The sequence below is a fragment of the Actinomadura sp. 6N118 genome (assembly GCF_044326415.1).
Taxonomy (GTDB): domain Bacteria; phylum Actinomycetota; class Actinomycetes; order Streptosporangiales; family Streptosporangiaceae; genus Spirillospora.
The window spans coordinates 455837-474396 of the sequence record NZ_JBIRAZ010000005.1 but is presented as its reverse complement, the minus strand read 5'-3'; the positions used below and the strand labels follow the sequence as shown (position 1 = coordinate 474396).

At 70.7% G+C, this 18560-nt stretch carries 10 protein-coding genes and 2 pseudogenes; 10 read left to right on the top strand and 2 right to left on the bottom strand.

Annotated elements, in window-relative coordinates; all coding sequences use genetic code 11:
- Positions 1-62 precede the first annotated feature (62 nt).
- Both ACH34W_RS15805 and ACH34W_RS15800 read left to right on the top strand, forming a co-directional pair.
- A pseudogene (locus ACH34W_RS15805) lies at positions 63-311 on the top strand (chaplin); the annotation flags it as partial.
- 60 nt (positions 312-371) lie between these two features.
- Positions 372-524 (top strand): annotated as a pseudogene (locus ACH34W_RS15800) (chaplin); the annotation flags it as partial.
- A gap of 213 nt (positions 525-737) precedes the next feature.
- Here ACH34W_RS15800 and ACH34W_RS15795 read toward each other — a convergent pair.
- The gene (locus ACH34W_RS15795) at positions 738-1580 is read right to left on the bottom strand and encodes an alpha/beta fold hydrolase (protein ID WP_395961615.1); all 843 of its coding nucleotides are present in this window, start codon (positions 1578-1580) and stop codon (positions 738-740) included.
- Positions 1581-1691: 111 nt separating this feature from the next.
- Between ACH34W_RS15795 and ACH34W_RS15790 the strand changes: the two genes are divergently transcribed.
- The gene (locus tag ACH34W_RS15790) at positions 1692-2144 is read left to right on the top strand and encodes a MarR family winged helix-turn-helix transcriptional regulator (protein ID WP_395961614.1); all 453 of its coding nucleotides are present in this window, start codon (positions 1692-1694) and stop codon (positions 2142-2144) included.
- Positions 2145-2548: 404 nt separating this feature from the next.
- Positions 2549-3058, top strand: a complete 510-nt coding sequence (locus ACH34W_RS15785; RefSeq protein WP_395961613.1) for a hypothetical protein — start codon at positions 2549-2551, stop codon at positions 3056-3058.
- Positions 3059-3271: 213 nt separating this feature from the next.
- On the opposite strand, the gene ACH34W_RS15780 is transcribed toward ACH34W_RS15785, so the two are convergent.
- Positions 3272-3856 carry an SMI1/KNR4 family protein gene (locus ACH34W_RS15780; protein WP_395961612.1) on the bottom strand — a complete coding sequence of 195 codons (585 nt, stop codon included), beginning with the start codon at positions 3854-3856 and terminating at the stop codon, positions 3272-3274.
- Positions 3857-4024: 168 nt separating this feature from the next.
- Here ACH34W_RS15780 and ACH34W_RS15775 point away from each other — a divergent pair, with 168 nt between their 5' ends.
- The 6 genes from ACH34W_RS15775 to ACH34W_RS15750 all read left to right on the top strand — a co-directional run bounded on the left by ACH34W_RS15775 (position 4025) and on the right by ACH34W_RS15750 (position 18456).
- Positions 4025-5005: a helix-turn-helix transcriptional regulator gene (locus tag ACH34W_RS15775; RefSeq protein ID WP_395961611.1), complete on the top strand. Its 981-nt coding sequence runs from the start codon at positions 4025-4027 to the stop codon at positions 5003-5005.
- Between the two features lie 179 nt (positions 5006-5184).
- Complete coding sequence (locus tag ACH34W_RS15770; protein ID WP_395961610.1) at positions 5185-6108, top strand: esterase/lipase family protein; 924 nt, start codon at positions 5185-5187, stop codon at positions 6106-6108.
- A gap of 95 nt (positions 6109-6203) precedes the next feature.
- Positions 6204-6344: a hypothetical protein gene (locus ACH34W_RS15765; protein ID WP_395961609.1), complete on the top strand. Its 141-nt coding sequence runs from the start codon at positions 6204-6206 to the stop codon at positions 6342-6344.
- Positions 6345-6391: 47 nt separating this feature from the next.
- A complete protein-coding gene (locus ACH34W_RS15760) occupies positions 6392-10510 on the top strand; it encodes a hypothetical protein (protein WP_395961608.1) in 4119 nt (1372 codons plus the stop codon).
- Between the two features lie 10 nt (positions 10511-10520).
- On the top strand, positions 10521-12614 hold the full coding sequence (locus ACH34W_RS15755; RefSeq protein WP_395961607.1) for a hypothetical protein: 2094 nt from the start codon (positions 10521-10523) through the stop codon (positions 12612-12614).
- Positions 12615-12636: 22 nt separating this feature from the next.
- Positions 12637-18456: a hypothetical protein gene (locus ACH34W_RS15750; RefSeq protein ID WP_395961606.1), complete on the top strand. Its 5820-nt coding sequence runs from the start codon at positions 12637-12639 to the stop codon at positions 18454-18456.
- Positions 18457-18560 lie beyond the last annotated feature (104 nt).

Genomic DNA, 18560 nt, shown 5'->3' with positions numbered 1-18560 from the left:
GGTAGTAGTTTAATTGCACATGGTCACCAGTTGGCCGAACCGATAGCAGAGAGCAGGCAGGTATGCGGGCGCTCCTGACCACCACCCTCCTCACTGGGGCAATCACCGCCGTCCTCGGCATGCACACCACTGCAGCCAACGCCCAGGACGATCACAGAATCGACTCCCGCGCCCACGGTGCCGACGGCAACGGCAAAGCGGTCAAGTCGCCCGGAATCGGTTCGGGCAACCTGGTCCAAGCCCCAGTGCATATACCGGTCAACGCCACCGGAAACAGCGCCAACGTCATCGGGGCGCTCAATCCCACCTTCGACTCCACCAGCAGCGACGAGCGCAAGCGCGCCCCCGGCCTGCCCGCGCGGCGCGCTCCCGGCACCCAAGGCGCGGCGGTGAACTCGCCGGGTGTCGCCTCGGGCAACGTCGTCCAGGTCCCGGTGCACGTACCGGTCAACGCCTGCGGGAACACCATCAACGTGGTCGGGCTACTGAACCCCACCTTCGGGAACTACTGCGTGAACAAGTAGAGCGATCGGCACCGACCAGCGCGCTCTGCTTGGGGCGCGCTGGTCTCACCGGCAGAGCCCGGTCAGGCGATCGGTGCTTGCCGGGGAGCTTCTCCCGAACGTGGCCTTCCGGACGAGGCGGGACGTGCTGTCTGAGGAGTGAGCCGGAGGCGGCACTCTGGAATCGGCGTCTCGCGGGTTACCGGGATACCGCATCGCCTTATGGGGTGGTGGTCAGGCGACATTGTTGAGGATGGTGCGCACGGCGGTGGCGTAGGCCTTGGGATGGGTGGTGTTGCCGTTGTGGCCGCCGGGGAACTGGTGCAGGTCCGCGCCGAGCAGGTCCGCTAGTGCTGCGGCGCACTTGTGGTCAAAGACGGTGCGCGGAGTGGTGCGGCCGGCGGCCGGGATGATGCGGGTCGGGGTGTCGGTCAGAGCGGCGGTGTCGAGGCTGTCGCGGATGACCGCGGTGAAGTCGTGCTCGATGAAGAAGTTGAAGTTCTTCACCCGTTGAGGGGTCAGCGGCTGCGGGGTGAGGCCGGGCTCCACGTCAGGGTTGGCCGTGTCGATGCCGAGTACCTCGGCGATCATCTTGAAGGTTGCGGTCAGGCCGTCGCGGCGGTGGATCCGCTGGATGTGCTCCAGTTCCCGCTCGTGGTGGGTGCGCTGGTCGGCGGGCAGCAGCCGCGGTGTGACGGGCTCGTGAGCGATGAGCATGCTGATCTGGCCGGGGTGGTCGATGGCCAGATGAAACCCGATGGAAGCGCCGAGGCTGCAGCCGAGCATGAGCGCCGGCTTGTCGGTCAGTTCGGCCAGCAGGCGGTGCACATCGTCGGCGTGCTCGGTCAAGGTCACCCCCCGGGCGGAGTCGTCCATGGTGCTGCGGGACAGGCCGCGGCGGTCGTAGGTCACCACGGTGTAGTCGGTGACCAGTTGGTCGACCAGGTCCGTACTGCGTCTGGCGTCGCCCTCGCCGCTTTGAGAGATCAGCAGTATCGGGCCGGTGCCGCGGACCTCGTAGTAGAGCGTTGCGCCCGGCAGGCGCAGCCTGCCCGTCGTCATGGTGGTGGTGCCCATCAGGATTCCTCTCGGTCGAGGGGCCCGGCTCGGCCCGCTTCGTGATCCACCATAATGCATCAAAGTTGATGCATCAACTTTGATGCATCAAAGTTGATGTACCTTGGTGGCATGAACGGAGTCGAGCTGTTCCTGCTGGGACGGACCCTGATGAAGATCGGCGAGGAGGCCCTGCCCACCGAGGGCATTGGTCGGCACTCCACCAGCGTCCGGACAGTCCTGATCGTGGTCAGCGACGTGCGCGCCCACCCCGGCAGCGCCGTCGGGGAGATCGCCGCCCGGACTGGCCTTCCGCAAAGCGCCGTGTCGGGAGCGGTCGCCCGGCTCCGCGAAGCGGGCGCCATCACCACCGAACCCGACCCCCGCGACCGCCGTCGGCTCCTCATCCAACCCGCACCCGAGGCCTCCAGCCGGGTGGAGGCGATCAGGTCGACCTCCATCGACACCGCACTGGCGGCGGCCCTGGACACCGACGACCCACAGCGGGTCGCCGAGATCGCTGCCCTCCTGGACGAACTCGCGCGACACCTGACCCCGCAGGCACTCACCCGACTACGGGGCTGACTTCACTGCATCCACCTGCGGAAACCCCTCAGTGGTCGTTTCGTGGCAGCGGCCGTGTCGACGGCCCTGCCGGGAGACCTCCGGGCCCAGCCGGCGTTGTCTTCGGCGCGGGCACGTGTCTGGCGCGTTGGTTGCCATGGCACGGTTCTAAGACTCTGACGCTGCCGACCGCACAGCTACGGAAGACCTGAAGGATCGCCTCCAGCCAGCGTGAGGCCGCGTCAACGAGGGGCCGCTATTGTCCCGGGATCATGACCATGTACGCCGGGGAGACTCTGGAGCAGTGCCGGTCCTTGTTCGGGGCGGCTCCGCGAACTTTTGATCGTCGAGACCGCAAGAAATACCTGAGACTGGTTCCGCCGCGATGGGTGTGGAAAGACACTCATGCTCCCTTGCAAGCCGTCATGGCTGAACAGGATCGGCTGCTTGAACAGGGGCGCGTGGTGTGGGGCGGCCTCGTTCAGGCCAACACCCTTTTGTTCGGCAAGGGGCGCCACGACTCTCCGGCAGAGATCCTTTACAGTCCAGATCCGATGTTGGATGACCGGCCTGATCTTCTTGCCGAGGTGGCGCAGCGTCTGTTCGCGCTCAAGGGCTCCCGGCAGGCCGACGCTGAGTTGCAGACGATCTCCGACACGCTGGCCAACGAGTTGGAAGACGCGCCCCATGCGCCGGTGCCGCGCAGCATGCCGCGCAGCATGGCGGGCAGCCTACCGCTGTTCACCACCACGGTCTTGGTGTCGCGCCGCCATCTACCAGACGGAGTGTTGCGCGGCGGGCTGTTCCCACTCATCGTCCATCCTGAGCTGGACAGCACGATGATCCTGCCCAGCCGGTACTGGGCGCCGACGCTGGTACAGGCATGGAGTGATCCAAGCCCAGTCGGCCGAACGGCCCCGGCACGCAAGGCATGACCGCACGGCATGCGCGCCTTAAGGAACTCAGTGGTTCCCGGAACATGCGCAAGGTTACGGGGTGTCACGGCCACGTTCCTGAGCGTCCCATCCCGCCTGCGAACGTGCTGGTCGATGCGCTGAATCAGGCAAAGGGCTGGCGGAGGCAAGGACGATCTCGACGGCTTCCTCAAGGCCTGGCGGCAGTGCGGTGATCTTCCGGTGATGCGGGGCCTAGACCCAGTCGAGGGTGTCGTCATCGCACACCTCGGGCCGGTCACCCTGGACGTCCATGCCATGCTCGAGCGCGTCGGCGATCCCGGCAAGCATCTCGGCGATGCCCTGCCAGAGCGGCTTGCCCACGGCGCCTTCGTACTTGTCCCACTTCATGATGCATCCGTGCAGCGGACCCTGGCGCAGGTCGGCGAAGAGGTAACTGCCGCCCCCGTCATCGGCGATGGGCAACCACACCGGCAACCACAGGGTGCACGGCGAGCCGGCGGGTTCTGCGATGAGTGAGGTGTCATCGTTGGAGAAGGCAGAGGCGACTTCCAGCATCACTTCCCGGCTGTCCACTGCCTCGTCGATCGTGTACGGCGTGTAGCGCGGCATCAGCAGCAGCCGATGAGATCCGGACGTTCCGCAGGATCGGCGCCACCACGCCCGGAGGTCGGCGGGCGGTGTCCGGCCCAGTAGCGCCTCCACGATCGCGAGGTCGTCATCCGTCGCCGGCGGACCGAGCTCCGCGGCCGAAGCGGGCGCGTGACGACGCAGCCAAACGACGATCCGATCCCAGGAATCCTCAACCAGACGGGCCACCCGCGCATCCTGCCAGGGCCACGGGGATGATGCGCCTGAGCGCTCGACCGCCGAGGTTGGGCCCCGCGGGGAACTGCTTGCGCGCCCAGAACGTACGGAGTGACCGCGCAGGGTGGTCACAGACAAACACGACATTCTGTGTCGCATATTCCGTCTAAAGTTTGTCGTATGCGCGCCGACCGGTTGGTCTCGCTGGTGCTGCTGCTGCGCCAGCGCGGTCGGTTGTCTGCGGCCACATTGGCCCGCGAGCTAGAAGTGTCCACGCGCACCGTGCTGCGCGACATCGAGGCGCTGTCCGCGGCCGGCGTCCCGGTCTACGCCGAACGCGGCCGGCACGGCGGCTTTGAGTTGCTGCCCGGTTTCCAGACCGAGCTCACCGGACTGAACCACGACGAGGCACTCGCCCTGCTGATCGCCGGATCGCGGCGCGGCGCGCAGGCATTCGGCCTCGGCTCGGCACTCGCTTCGGCCATGCTCAAGGTCGTCGACGCGCTACCCGAAGGCCACCGGGACACCGCGGCCGACGCGGTCCAGCGATTGCTCATCGACCCTGAGACCGACCTGCTGTCGCGCCGGCTGGACACTGAGGAGGTGCCCGACACCATCGTGGCCGAGGTCCGGCGCGCGGTCTTCGCCGGACACAAGCTGCGCATCCACTACGCGGCCACGGGCCAGACCCCCAAGTGGCGCACGGTCGACCCGATTGGCCTGGTCACCGTACGCGACCAGGGCTACCTGTTGGCTACGAGGTCCGGCGCGGACCGCACCTACCGGCTGTCCCGGATCGTGGCCGCCGAGGAACTCCCCGAACCCGCACAGCGACCAGACCGGGTCGATCTGGACCGGGCCTGGCAGGAACGCAGCACGCGGTTTCGAACCGGAGGCGACCAAGTCACCGTGCTGCTACGGGTGTACCCGACGCGGCGGGAGGACCTGGTGAGCACCGCGCTGGCCGTCCTCGCCGAAGAAGCCGACGCAGACGGCTGGCTGCGGCTGGAGGTGACATTCCAAGACTCACGGCACGCCGAATGGGCGCTGTGGCAGCTCTCCACGAGCGCGGAAGCCCTGGCCCCGCAGTGGTTGCGCACCGCCCTGCGCAACCGCGCCGCCACGATCGCCGCCCGCTACGAGTGCCAACCCGAGAGTTGATGGTGTCAGCGAGAACGAGGGCTGCCGAGCGGCTGCTCCTGAACCTCGGCGATCGCCGTTGAGCAACGTTTCCCTCGTCTTCCACCGCCTCCTTTTCCATCCCGTTCTCAACCTCGCTCCAACCACGTTCTCCGAGCCTTCTGATGCCGATGTCGGCGCCAGAAGGAGGAGACCCCCGGATGGAGATCAAAGCCCCAGGCAGACCCCGTTGGGCGGCCAGAATCGTCGCGGCGACGGCAATCGCAATGGCCGCCACGCTCCAGGCCGCACCGGCGCTCAGCGCCCCCACACCGGCGACTCGGACGACCCCACTGGCCGCAGCGGCCGCCCCCGCCCGTGCGGACAAGATGGACCGCGCGGTCTATTTCGTTCACGGCTACCAGAGGTCCGGCGGGGTGGACTGCAAGATGTGGAACAAGACCAAAGACCACTTCAAGAACAAGAAGTGGACCGGGAACCTGATCACCTGGGGCTTCTACAAAGCCGACAAGAACTGCACCGTCGAGTACGGCGGCGACAAGGACACCGACCTGAAGAACGTGTCCAAGTCGCTCGCCTGGAATATCTACAACAACTACACAAGAAAGGGAAAGACGGTCGACGTCGTGGCCTTCTCGATGGGTGGGCTCGTCATCCGGAACGCCATCGCGCGCGTCAAGCGGGGGCACGCGGGCTTCCCATCGAGTTTGTACGTCGAGGACGTCGTCACCCTGGGCACGCCGCACCGTGGCTCAGACGCGGCGTATTTGTGCGGCACCAATCAGTGCAAGCAACTGAGACCCACCAGCGCCCACCTCAAGTGGCTCAACGGCCTTCCCAACAGCAACTTCCAAGCGACCGGCGGCACGAACTGGACGGTGATGAGTTCGTACGCCGACGACGCCGTCACCGTCTACCAGGCAACGGCCTTCCACGCCCAGCACAAGATCACCTACCCGAGCTCCGAAAAGGTGGAGCACGACGACTACTACAAGACGGGCACGGGTAGCGCCTGGACCTGCTCTCACAGTCCGAACTACGGCAGGCAGTACAAGAGCTACAAGAACTGCCCAGGGCCGATCAACTCCGCCTTCCTCGCCGCCTACCGCCACTCCAGCCGCTGACCTCGCCTGACCCGAGTCGACGAACCACCCGGACGCCATGCGTCCGGGCGGTTCCTTTGTTGTGCTGGAGGCTGTCCAGTGTCATCGTCACGCCGATGAATTCCGCCGCATCGCCGTCGATCGCACCTCTACTTCTCCAAGAGGCTGCCGCGACCGCGCGGGCGAGGCGCACCTCGGCCGCCATTGGCCTTTACCTGGACGGGTTCATGGCCGCGCTGTACGTTCACCGCAACTGACGTGACGCTGTCGCTGGGTCCCCGAACCCTGGCCGTAACGGCTGGAGATGAATGTTGTGGGCCTGGAGAGCTGGCACGCTGTAGTTGGCCTCGGCACCGACGGTGGACAGGGGCTCGCCGACGGTGACGTACTCGCCCGAGGCGTCCACTTGCTCTGGGCGCTGCGGCCGGATCTCTCGTTTCCCGGCCAGGGCTATCACGTGTCACGCCGCGCCCACCGCGAGCCCGAATGGGTCTGCAGCGATCCCGCGAACGGCCTGCTGCCACCGCGGGACGGGCTCACCAGCTGGAAGTGGCTGGACTACGAGTTCGAGGTCGACCCGGGTGCCGTCCTCGTCGATCTCAATGCGTGCCCACCGAACGGTGCTCTCCGGCTGCCGGGGTTGCGGAGCCTCACGGTGCGCGCGCCACGCCGGAAGGCCGCCGTTCGGGCGGTCGGCGTTGGCCCGCCGCCGCTGATGGAGGTGCTGGACGGTGCCGGTGCCGCCGCCCGCATGATCGCCCGTCGGCGCGCGGCCAGGCGCGGGAACGGCGGCTGGGAGGCCGCTGTGTGGGCCGAGGACGCCGTGGTCTGCCGTCTCATCGGAGACGACATGCGCATCTGCGGGGTCTGCTTCGGCGACGCCGACGAGGTCGGCGGTTGGCAGCCGCTGCACGAGAGGCCCATCCTGGTCCCGGTGGTGACCCCGGGCACCGAGAACGACCCGGCGAACCTCCACGGCACCGGGGCGACGCGAGCCGAGGCGAACCGCCGGCTCTCGGCGACCCTGCCTGACCGGGCCGACCTCGCCGGCGCGTTCGCCAACGGTCTCGGTCCGCTCGTCGAAGCGCTCCTGCGCGATGGGCGGGGCGCCGTGCTGCCGGCCGACGCGACGGACACGGCCGTCGCTGCGACGCCACCGCGGCTCGGGATGCGGACCGCGCAGCTCCTGGCGCTGATGGCCGTCGATCCGGACGTGTCCCGCATGCTGGGCCTCTACTGGCACGACCCGGTCAATCAGGGCTCATGGGACTACAAGGTGGTCGCTCACCACGGTGACGTCCGCTATCCGGGCCGGACGGTGACGTTCGACGGGCTGGCGGAGGGCGACGTCGGTTCGCCGACCCTCGCCCTCAAGGGCGTCACGTTCACAGGAACCGCCGGACTGGAGACAGTCGCGACGAACAGTGGCCGGGCGCTGCGCGTGACCGCCCCGCGCATCGGCACGGCCGCCGGTCTCCGGCTCGACCCGCCGATGCCGGCGGTGACGTTGCGCCTCGACGGGAACCCGGCCGTGCAGTTCGCGGCCTGGCGCGGCGCGCAGCGGGTCGCCACGGCGTTCGCGCTGTTCGGTGCGGCGACCTTGGAGGACGCCGACGGCATCGACGCGGTGACGTGGTCGACGGGCCCGCTCGATCTGGTGGAGGTCGAGCTGTACGAGCGGGCGGGCGTCGTCGGCGACCTCGCCGCCTACGCCTGGCGGCTTTCGCCGGCCGTACCCGAGACCGTGCAGGAGCTGGTGCTGACGGAGGCGGGGGCCGCCGCCGAACCCACGCGCCTGGACCCCGACGGCGCGACCGATGGGGCGACGGGGCTGGTCGGGCTGGACTGGGGCGAGTCGAGTCCGGTCCGGGACGCCGGTCGTCCCGTACGGGTGCACGTCGGCCGCGCGCGGGCGGCGGACGGGCACGGCACGCCTCCGGTGATGGAGATCCGCAACGCCGAGCGGCCCGCGCCCGCGTTCACGGACTCGCCCGCGGCCGCGCGGCGCCGGCCTGGACCGGACGTGCCGCACCGCTGGATCGAGCGCGGCCTGCCGCCCTCCTCGTACGCCTGGAGCGTGCGCGGCATCGATGCGTTCGGGCGTCTCAGCGAGTGGAGCGAGCGGCGCGTGGTCGCGGTGCCGATCGGGACCGTCCCGCCGCCGCCCGACGCGGTCGGGGCCGCCTACCTCGACCCGGCCGATCCCTATCTGCCGGACGAGCAGCGCACGTTCGTGGACCGTGACGGCCCGGGGCTGCTCGTGTGGTGGACATGGCCCGCCGACCGCCGCATCTCCGCGCCGGGCGTCGAGCCGAACGGCGAGTTCCGCGTGTACGTGTACGCGCGCCGCGGCGACCCGAACGTGCTCGACGGCACCGTGCTCGCGGTCGTCGACCTCGGCGACCGCAGCCGGCTGGAGACCGGCCTCATGATGCCGGGCGGCGCGGACGGGCTGGCCGGAGAGCGGCTGCGGGTCGGCGGGACGAGCTTCGCGGTGGTGGCCAACACGGCCGGTGCGAACGCCTCGATCGAGGTCGCCCACCTCACCGCCCCCACGGCGCGGCCGGCGACGGGGCCGTTCACGGTCCACCTGTCCGAGACCAGCGGCCTGCGCACCGACCTGGCCGTCCCGCGCACGTTCGGCGCCGACGTCCACACCGAGCCGGTCGGGTCGCTCCCACGCGTGACCGCCCGGATCCTTTCGGTCGTGGAGACCGGCGGCTCCGCGACGGTCATGCTCGATCACGCGCTACCGGCATCACCCGGGACGCCCGGCCGGCTGGTCTCCGGCGGCATCGCGTTCCGGGTCCTCAGCCAGTCTCCGGCATCGGCGAGCTTGGAGGTGAAGGGCGTGGTGCAGCCGGACGGCGTCACGGCCTGGCCGGTGGCGAACGAGTTGTGCACGGTGTGGCCCGGGGCGCGGTACCAGGTGTGGCTCCCGGGCATCGACGCCGGGCCGGCGGCGGCCGAGCGGCTGGCGCTGACGCTGGTCGCGGTCAGTACCTGCGACGTCGACGCGGTGATCCTGCACGACCCGGTGCCGCCGAACCTTCCCGCCCGGACTCGGTCGCCTGGGCACGAAGCTCAGGAGTCCCGGACCGGGCACGAAGCCCGCGATTCGCGGACCGGACACGAAGCCCGCGATTCACGGACCGGGCTTGAAGGGCCTCTCTCGCGGGTGGCCCGCGTCAGCGTTCCGCACCGCGGTACGCCGTCCGCCGTACGTGTCGAACTGCCGCCCGAACAGGGCGGCGACATCCCCGCAGACCTGGCCGAGCCGGCCGACTGGTACGGGCGGGCCGCCTACGGCCTGGAGTTCGCGCCCGTATCCGGAGCGGTCGGCTACCGGGTACTGCGTGCGAGCGTCGCGGCGCTGTTCGAGAACGACCGCGGCGCGCGCCAGGCAGGCGTCGAGCCGTACACCGGCGGCCCGTTCGACGATCTCGGCGCGTCGGAGGAGTGGCTGGCCGAGCACCATCCTGCGATCAGCGTGGCCGACCTGACCTCCGACCTGGAGACGCACCCCGACGCCCTGGCGGTGCTCGCCGCCTGGCGCGGCTGGAGCGCCTGGTACTACCCGCGGAAGCTCAACCGCGCGGTCATGGCACTCGCCGAACTGCCCTGCAACGAGGAGGCGTTCCGCCCGGCGCACGCGGGCACGATCGCCGCGTCCCCGTTCGCCGATACCCTCGACGGCCGCGGTCTGGGGCGCTTCGCGTACCGCGTCCGCTCCGTCGACGCCTCGGGCAACTCGGGAGCGTGGAGCGCGGCCTTTCCGCTCGTCGAGGTGCGCGACGTGACCCCGCCGGCGATGCCGGTGCTCGTCTCACTCCTCGCCGGTGAGAACAAGGTGACCGCCCGGTGGCTGCGTGGCCCTGAGCCGGACCTGGCCGAATACCGGATCTGGCGCGCCGGGTCACCGGAGCCGCTCGCCGACGTCCGGCGCGCGGAGCCGCTGACGGTCGTGCGGGCCGACACGGCCGACGTGGCCGGCCTGCTGAGCTACTCCGACGAGGACCTGCCCGGCCTGCGCACGTACTTCTACCGCGTCGCCGCGGTCGACACCTGGGGCAACGTGTCGCGGCCCACCCCGGCCGCCGCCGCCCGGGTGGTCGACACGCTGCCGCCGAACCCACCAGCCTGGGTCGCCGCGGCATGGGTCACCGACCGAGGCCGGCAGGCGGTGCGGCTGTCCTGGCGGGCCGACGAGAAGGCGCTGACCTGCGAGCTCCAGCGCCGACCGCTGGGTGGGGGCGTGTGGCGGTCGGTGTCACCGGAGATCGGCGCGACCGCGTCCGCCTACGACTTCACGTTCGTCGATCGCACGGCCGAGGTGGGCGTCGCGTACGACTATCGGGTGCTCGCCAAAGACGCCGCGGGCAACGCCACCGTCGACTTCACCATTCAACCGGTCCGGCCGTAGCGGGGGTCACATGCGCGACTTTCACTTTCTCCGCACGCCGATCCGCGGTGACCAGCAGTTCGGCCTGGTCGACGTCCAGGTGGGCGAGGCGCCGCTGCAGGGCGATCCGCGGCCCGCCGACGTGTATCCGCAGACCCTTGAGATCTCGTTCGAACCGGGGACGGCGGGGCCCGACGTGCAGATCGCGCCGCTCTGGGAAGGGACGCTGTTCTTTCTTCCCGACTCCACGGTGGGCGGTCCGGCCGACCCGGCCGACGTCACTCCCGCCGCCTACCCGAACTGGCCGGTCGAAGGGGACCTGATCCTGCGGACGAACGCCGGCAGCGCCGACTTCGACGACGCCTTCGGTTTCCACATCCCGTTGATCGGCCGCGTACCGGCGACGGTGCGCTATTCCCGGGTCCGGCTGACGAGGGACTTCCTGTTCACGACCCTGGACGAGGCGGCGCCCGGCTCGCTCGTGTTCGACGGGAAGATCGTGGGCGCCGACGATCCGCAGTTTCACGAGAAGGTGGTGATCTGCTTCCTCAACGGCACCGCGGGCATGCCGTGCCTTCAGGACCCCGACGACTCGGGACGGGACACGGCCCTCAAGCCGATGCCGGCGGTCGTCCTGGCGCCGAGCGGCACCCGGACCGTCCTGCGCGTCACGGTGGCGAGCCTCTCCGAGCAGGTACGCGACCCGGCCTGGTTCGACCAGCGGCCGGAGTACGACGACCTCTCCGGCGAACTCCTCGTCGAACCGGCGCTGAAGACCGAGGAGGACGTGCTCTACAACCCCGCCCATCCGAGCCATTCGGTGATCTCGGCCTGGGGCCTGTTCCAGGGGGCGAAGCTGACCGCGTACGCTCCCGACCACGCCATCGGCGTGCCCGTGCGGGCCGCGCTCATAGCGCCCCTGCCGGGCGGCCTGACCTACCGGCGGATCGACCTGGTCCGGCCGGCGATCCCGGGCAAGCCGGTCGGCTCGGCCCCGCAGCGGCCCTACCCGCAGTACCGGCTGTGCTGGGCGCCGGCCGGCGGTGGGCCGGCGGAGTCGCTACGCATTCCCCTGGCCGGGCAGGTGTACCTGCCGCTGGCCGACGGGTCGTACACCCTGTGGGCGATACCGCGCTCCGAGGACCCGTCGGCGACACCGCCCAGCGACCTGCTGACGCTGAGCGTGCGGCCGCCGCCCCCGCCGGAGGTCGTCGGCCTGCCCGCGACCACGGTGACGATCGATGTCACCGGCGTCGAGAGCACGACGGTCTACGCGCATCTCCGGCCGTACGACACGCTCTACGTGTGGCACGGATACGCGGGCGTGGAGGCGGTCCGCAGCCGTCTGATGGCCCAGGCCGAGGCGGCCTGGAACGCCAAGGTCCTCAGGTGGTACATCCTGCCGACCAACCGGCCGGAGAGCGCAAGCTACGCCCCGGTGTACGGGTTCATCCGCGAATCGGCGGGGAGGCACGGCATGGCGCCGGAGTTCCTCCAGACCGTGGTCTTCGGCGAGGGCGTCGGCGACACGCTGACGGCCAATATCAACGCTCAGCTCGACTTCGATCCGGACGAGGTGATCTCCGCGTTCGGCACTCTCGGGCTCGACCTGGTCCTCTACCGGACCGGCGGGAAGATGCTGGACGGCAGCGCGCCCCCGATCCCGACGAACGCCAGGCCGGACGAGCTGGCCGAGTACAACTTCAACCTCGTCACGGCCGGCTACGTCGACCCCGTGACCGCCGCGGCGGTCAGGTGGGTCGGGGAGATCCCGCGGGCTGAGGCCGGCGGGACACGTCTGATCCAGGTCGCGAGCGTCGCGGGCTGGGCCGCCGCGATCGAGCTGATAGCCGCCGAGCTGCACGTGCGGCTGGACGACATGGAGGCCTACCTGGCGGGCAAGGTGCCGCCCGTGCCGGTGGCCGACGAGCTCCAGCGGCGCTTCCTGGCCTACATCCGCTTCAACGCCACTTTCGCGACGGCCTGCGACAACGCCGACCACATGGACACCCGGCTGAAGAAATGGGTCGGCGCCCAGCCGCCGAACAACCTGAACGCCCGGTTCAACACCATTCAACGCATCGCGGTGACGCAGTGGCACGAGGCCGCCGGGTTCTACCGCTAGCCGCGGCTTGGGAGACGATGCCATGCTGACCGTCAACGAGATCGAAGGACGATCGCTCACGCCGCTGTCCGGGCTGCTCACCGCCGCCGACGTCCCCGGCGACCTCGTCGACCTCGACGGCGACCTCGGTGCTCTGCTCGATCAGGCGTTCTTCACCGACGCCGCCGTCCAGCCGGTCGAGAACGGCTACCTGGGCGGGATCGTCCTCGTCCTGGACCACGAGGTCGCCCTCGCGCCCTTCGGCGACGCGGCCACGCTGGTCCTGGCCCCGGCTGGCGACCTCACCGTCTGCGCGGTCGAGCTCAGCCTGGAGACCCGGGCGGGCGGCTTCGCCGTCAGTCTCAGCCTGCTGGACGTGGCCGTCGTCCTCCGCGTCGACGAGACGATCCTCCGGCCGCTGCTGCCCGGCTCGGCGGAGCCCGATCCGGACGTGGCCACCATCGATGTCGCGCTCGGCACCGCGACGCTGCGGTTCGCGACCGAGCAGCCCGTCGAGGTCGAGTTCGGCGGGACCCCCGCGCTGCCGCGCTGCATGATCGGTGAGACCGGCGTCATCATCAGCGCGGGCGGCCTGCGCTGGCTCACGCCCGGCAGCGAGGAGCTCCCCGCCGGCACCCCGGCGGACTTCACCGGCCTGTACCTGGAGGACGTCACCACCGAGCTGGCCTCGGTCGAGTCGGCGGACGGCGCGGTGCTGCGGCTCGACTACGCGTTCCTGGGCCGCGGCGGCGTCACGGCCGCGGCGGCGCTCGAACAGCTCGGCCTCGACGGATCGCTCACCGGATTCGGCTTCACCCTCCAGACGCTCGGCATCACCCTCGTGCAGAACGGGCTGACCGGCTGCGCGATCGGCGGCACCCTCCAGGTCCCGTTCTTCGACCAGCCGGTGGACGTCGCGCTGAGCCTGTCCGGCGACGGCGGCGTGCAGGTGAGCCTCGCGCAGGCCGGACCGGAGGCCCTGGTCGACCTCACCGTCCCGGGCCTCGGCACGTTCGAGCTGGCCGGCCTGGGCCTGAGCATCGACGACGCGGGCGCGAGCCTGCTGCTCAGCGGCGTGCTCCAGCTCACCGTCGGATCGCCGGGGCTGCAATGGCCGGCCGTCACGATCCAGGAGCTGGGCATCGGCTCCGACGGCAACATCACCATCGCGGGCGCCTGGCTGGACCTCCAGGAACCGCTCGCCCTCAACCTGTACGGCTTCGGGATGGAACTCACCCGCGTCGGATTCGGCTCCGAACCGGACGGGCGCCGCTGGTTCGGGGTCGACGGAGCCATCAGGCTCACCGAGCTGCTCCCCGCCGGTGCCTCGGCGCGAGGACTCCGCGTGATCTGGGATCCCGCGCGGCCTGGAGCGCTGCCGGCGCTCGCGCTCGAAGGCATCGGCGTGTTCTTCGGGATCCCGGACGCCTTCGGGTTCGAGGGCGAGGTCGCTCTGGCCGAGGATCCCGCCACCGGCGCGAAGCTGTTCACCGGCGCGATGTCGCTCGGCCTCGACGCGCTCGACATCGGCATCGACGCCGGCGTCACGATCGGCCGCGACGCCACCACGACCTACGTGTTCGTCCACCTCGGCGTCGACGTCCCGATCCCGATCGCCGCCACCGGCACCGCCCTGTACGGGCTCGAGGGCCTGTTCGGGATGAACATGTCGCCGCTGGTGACCAACGCCGACGTCGTGGTGGACGCGTCCACCACCGTCGACCGGGGCGACTGGTACGGGTGGTACAAGCACGTCCCCGATCCCTTCTCGGTCACCGATCCGTTCAAGTGGTCGGCCGACAAGGGCGCTTGGGCGTTCGGCGTCGGTCTCAGCCTCGGCACGCTGCCCGACGCGGGCTACTCGGTCAACGCCAAGGCCCTGCTGGTCGTGCTGCTGCCGGGACCGGTGATCCTGCTCCAGGGGACCGCCGACCTCTTCAAGCCCCCGGCGGGCCTCGGCGGCGGCTCGGCGGAGGAGGGCACCCTCAGCGTGCTGGCGGCCCTCGACGGCCGCGCCGGCACGCTCCAGCTCGGGATCGACGCGGCGTGGAGCGCCCCGAAGGTCATCGACATCTCGGCCGGGATCGAGGCCTTCTTCGACTTCGACCGCCTCGACGCCTGGCACCTGTGGCTGGGCCGCGACGAGCCGGAGAGCATGCGCATCCGCGCCGAGATCCTCTCGCTCTTCCACGCCGACGCCTGGCTGATGCTCGACGCCCGGGGCGTCGGCACCGGGCTCGGCGTGAGTTTCGGCGACTCCTGGCGGTTCGGCCCGGTCCGGCTGACGCTGTCCGCCTGGATCGCCGCGACGGCGTCCCTGTCCGTCCGCCCGGCCCAGCTCGAAGGAGGGCTCGACCTCGGCGGCGAGACGGCGATCGCCGTCGGGCCGTTCGGGATCGGCCTGAGCGTCGGGGCCGGGCTCCACGGCGCGTCGTTCGCGCCGTACCTGGTGAGCGGGACGCTGTCGGTGACCGTGGCGCTGCCGGCACCGCTCAAGGACCTCGACGTCGACATAGAGCTCGAATGGAGCCAGCCGGAGACGCCGGTGATCGAGGACCCGTGGACGGCGGCACTGGTCGAGCACGAGCGCTGCACCGAGTCATGGTCGCCGACCGCGGGCGGCGGCACGGCGGACGACCCCGACGACGCCGCGCCGGTGGTGCCGCTCGACGCCCGCGTGCTGCTCACCTTCGCCAAGCCGATGGGCGACGACACGCCCGTGGCCGACAACCCGCCGGGCAGCCCGCCCACGACGGCCATCGGCGACCATGACGCCGCCTATGCCCTGGCGGGGCTGCGCCTGCATCGGCGGCGGCGCAGCCATCCCGATGAGGACTGGCAGGACGTGACCGGCTCGGTCTTCGCGACCTGGACACCCGACGCCGGAGCGGCGGGCTCGCGCCTCCAGCTCTTCGCCCGCTCGCCCTTCGCCTTCACCCGCTCCACGTCACGTCGCTGGACCGACTCGTTCCTGGACGGCCTCCCGTCCTGGCCCTGCGCGCCACAACCGCCCTCGGGCCTGACCTGCATCGACTGGAGCGACTACAAGGTCGGCGACGGCCTCCCCCAGCTCTGGGTGCAGGAGGGGGCCACGCTGAGCAGTGAGGCCGACCTCCGGATACGCACACTGGGCGAGCGGCGGGCGATCGCCCTGCGTTGGGGGACCGCGCCGGACGGCACGCCGCAACCCGGACTGCTGTGGATCGGGCTCCCTGAGCCCGCCGCCGTGGTCACCATGACCGTCGAGGTTCCGATCGGCGACTGGGTAGTGCTGCGCGGATGGACGGGCGGCGAGCAGGTCGCCGTCGACTGGGGGCTCCCTGGGACGATCACACTGCGGGTCGCGGCCACCGGCATCGACGCCGTCACCCTGGGCTGGGGCTTCAACGTCGAGCCCGCGCTCGTGAGCGTCTGCTGGGTACCGCAGACCATCGCCGACGGGCAGGACAGCTGGAACAGCGGCCATGAGCTGCTGGAGGCCTCGGCCGAACGCTGGTCCAGCGATGAGCCGATCCTGGAGCCCGACAGCCACTACCTGCTCGAAGTGACCACACGCGCCCTCCTGACGAAGAACGGCAACGAGGTGGAGCGGATCGAGGAACTCCACGTCGCGCAGTTCCAGACGGGCGGCCCGCCCGGCATCGTCCCCGGCTGGCTGCCCGGCCCGCAGGCGGACGGCGCGGACCGGTTCCCCCACGGCGGCGTGCTGCGCGACACCGCGCCCTACGTCCAATGGAGCATTCCCAGCCCGGGCGCCGTCCCGGCCTTCCGCGCCTACGACCTGGGCTGCGAGTTCGACGCCACCCATGTCCAGCAGATGTACGGGGCCGATCTGCGCATCGGCGTCCACGACCACGACGGGCACCCGGCGCTCGACCAGGCCGGGAACGAGCTCGTGTTCGCCAACGCCTGGGAGGAGGCGCCGACGACGACGCTCACGACGAGCACGGCGAGCTGGCTCTCCCGTCTCGACGGGTGTACCGGGGCGGTCGAATGGCTCGGCCTGGCGGGCGACGACCACGTGCGCGCCGCGCTGCCCGGCCTGCTGTACGACGACTTCTCCGGGACGCTGGAGACGGTCTGGACGCCGCACGTCCTCGATCAGGCCGAGACACGGGCGGCGAACTGGCACCTGGAGAACGGCGTCCTGCTCCAGGACGTCGACGTGGCCGGCGGCGACCGCGCCGCCGTGTCGCCTGACAAGCCGGGCACGGCGTACATCTGCGTCGACGTCGATGTCGCGGACCTCGCCGTCGAGACGCTGGCCTGGGCCGCCAACGGCGCGTTCGGCCTGGTGTTCCGCTGGCAGGGCACCGGCGACTACTACCGCTTCAGCGTCGGGGCGCAGCGCCTGCGCCTGACCCGCGTCCGGGGCGGCATCGCCCGCGACCTGTGGTCGTCGCCGGGCTCGTACGAGCCGGGGGCCGCCACGCGCCTCGCCGTTCAGGCGGAGGGCGCGCGCATCCGCTGCCAGATGGACGAGCGTCTCGTCTGCGACGTCGTGGAGGACGACCCCGGCGGCGCGGCATCGGGCGGTGTGGGGCTCTACACCTGGAGCAGCGACAGCGCCGCATTCGACGAACTGCGCGCCCGTGCGTGGCCCGGCACCGCGCTCGCTCCCGAGTGCCTGTACACGGCCGAACTCCAGGCGACCAGGCCGCTGTTCACCGACGCCTTCGACGACCTCGCGGCGTTCGAGCAGGTGGTGCTGTCCACGGGCGGCGCCGCGACGACGAGTTCGGCCTCCGGCGGCACCGCTACGATCGCGCGGCCCCGGCGGGACAGCCTGCCGGTGGCCGCGCTGGCCGGAGACGGAGACGCAACCGACTACGGGGTCGAATGCACCGCCCGGCCCGACGGATCCGGCACGTTCGGCCTCGTCGCCCGGCACACGGGACCCGATGCCTATCTCGCGCTGCAGCTCACGACCGGCGGCGTGCGCTCCCTCGTCGAGCACAACCCCGGATCGGGCCGGACCGGGCTGATCAGAGTGCTCTGGCACGACGATGGCGAGGTTGACGCCGGCACCACGTACGCCCTCGGGCTGCGCTGCGAGGGCACGAGCGTGACCGCGACGATCGACGGTGTCGAGTTCACCGCCACCACGTCGCTGGTCGATGGCCGCTTCGGGATGCTCTCCGGCATTGCCGCTCCGGGATGCGCGTTCACCGACCTGATCGTGCGCTCCGCGCCACGGACCGCGACGCATTCCTGGAGCTTCACCACGTCGCGCCACCTCGGCCTGCCCGACCTCCTCGACACGTTCGCCGGACAGTCATGGCCGCAGCCCAGCGAGGCCCTGGACCGCGCGGACCTGAGTGATCAGGCCGCCGCGGGCGCGACCCGCCTGACCGCCGCCCGGGACGCCGTCGACGCCGCGCGCGCCGCGCTCACGGCAGCCGTGACCTCGGGCGATGCCGTCGAGCTCCCGCAGCTCGCCGAGGCCGCGCGCACGGCCGTCTCCCACGCACACGCGGAGTCAGGCGACGTCCATGACCTTCTGACGACCGCGCTCGGCACGCCGTGGCGGCCGACGCCGCCGATCGTCGAACTCTCGACGGTCACGCGGGGCGGCGTCCTCGCGCTTCTGCTCGACCTGCCCGAGCCCCTACCCTGGGAACGCCTGACCTGGTCTCTGACCCCTCCCGGTATGGCCGACGACGAGCCCCTCGCCGACCTCGTCCTCGCCTGGAGCGACGACGGTACCCGAGCGGTCCTCGTCCGTCCCGGCGCGCACGCCTTCGGCGCCGGCACCTGGACCCTGCAGCTCGCACTCCGGCTGGACGTCGGCGCCGAACGCCCCGCATGGCGCCGCGCCGGCAGCAGCCTCACCGAGGTCGGCAGACTCCGGTTCGACCTGTAGCGGCTTCGTCATCCAGCGCATGTGGGCCGACCCCGGACCTGCGTTCTTCTGGCGCATCGTGCCCGCCCCAGCAGAGCTGAAGAAACGACCCACATGAGCCGAAA

Excerpts from the sequence above, each read along its gene's own strand:
- ACH34W_RS15760 (WP_395961608.1), top strand. The coding sequence starts at position 6,392 with ATGAATGTTGTGGGCCTGGAGAGCTGGCACGCTGTAGTTGGCCTCGGC.
- ACH34W_RS15750 (WP_395961606.1), top strand. The coding sequence starts at position 12,637 with ATGCTGACCGTCAACGAGATCGAAGGACGATCGCTCACGCCGCTGTCC.
- ACH34W_RS15795 (WP_395961615.1), bottom strand. The coding sequence starts at position 1,580 with ATGGGCACCACCACCATGACGACGGGCAGGCTGCGCCTGCCGGGCGCA.
- ACH34W_RS15775 (WP_395961611.1), top strand. The coding sequence starts at position 4,025 with ATGCGCGCCGACCGGTTGGTCTCGCTGGTGCTGCTGCTGCGCCAGCGC.
- ACH34W_RS15785 (WP_395961613.1), top strand. The coding sequence starts at position 2,549 with ATGGCTGAACAGGATCGGCTGCTTGAACAGGGGCGCGTGGTGTGGGGC.
- ACH34W_RS15790 (WP_395961614.1), top strand. The coding sequence starts at position 1,692 with ATGAACGGAGTCGAGCTGTTCCTGCTGGGACGGACCCTGATGAAGATC.
- ACH34W_RS15770 (WP_395961610.1), top strand. The coding sequence starts at position 5,185 with ATGGAGATCAAAGCCCCAGGCAGACCCCGTTGGGCGGCCAGAATCGTC.
- ACH34W_RS15765 (WP_395961609.1), top strand. The coding sequence starts at position 6,204 with ATGAATTCCGCCGCATCGCCGTCGATCGCACCTCTACTTCTCCAAGAG.
- ACH34W_RS15755 (WP_395961607.1), top strand. The coding sequence starts at position 10,521 with ATGCGCGACTTTCACTTTCTCCGCACGCCGATCCGCGGTGACCAGCAG.